The organism is Nocardia araoensis NBRC 100135, assembly GCF_000308435.1.
Lineage (GTDB): Bacteria > Actinomycetota > Actinomycetes > Mycobacteriales > Mycobacteriaceae > Nocardia > Nocardia araoensis.
Window position 1 is genome coordinate 1 of sequence record NZ_BAFR01000172.1, and the last position, 588, is coordinate 588.

Annotated in this window: 1 protein-coding gene; it reads right to left on the reverse strand. The window is 65.5% G+C overall.

The features are described 5' to 3' along the window. A partial coding sequence (locus tag ON21_RS24125; protein ID WP_039801113.1) for an MspA family porin occupies nucleotides 1-588 on the reverse strand: 588 nt, incomplete at both ends.

Below are 588 nucleotides of genomic sequence, written 5' to 3' on the forward strand. Positions count from 1 at the left end.
CCGAGGCTGAACGGCTGTCCCCACAACGTCACCCAGGTGATGACATTGTCGGTTTCCACCTCGACACTGACGAAAGCCCGCGCCTGCGCGTAGCCCCCGCAGCCGTTCAGGCCGATGGTCTCATCAGCCCACGTCACCGAACCGCTGGTGCCCTTGAAAGCATTGCGAGTCTTGTGCGTCTCGTTGCCGAAGTCATCAGCCTGCTCCAAGTCGAGCACGTAGAACGACTTCGCCTGGCCGGGGCCGAGCGAGAGGTTGCCGCCGGAGTTGGCGCCCACGCCACCGGTGACGTTCTGCCCGTCGCTCCAGTCCACATTGCCGTCCACACCGCCGGTCGCACCGCCACCGGCAATGTTGACCTGGCAGCCAACGGTGTAACCCGGGAAGATCTTGCCCCCGGCCGTGCCCGACAGCTCCACTTGTGCGCTACCGGACACCCACGCGTTGCGGTGCAGCGGTGTCGCACCCATGGACGGACTGATATTGGCCGACTCCCCGACCAGGCGAATGGTCACGACGGTGCCATCCGACAGCGTCTTGGTGAGTTCCCCACCCGGCAGCGGAACGAAGGTGTCGGCGTTCGCCGCA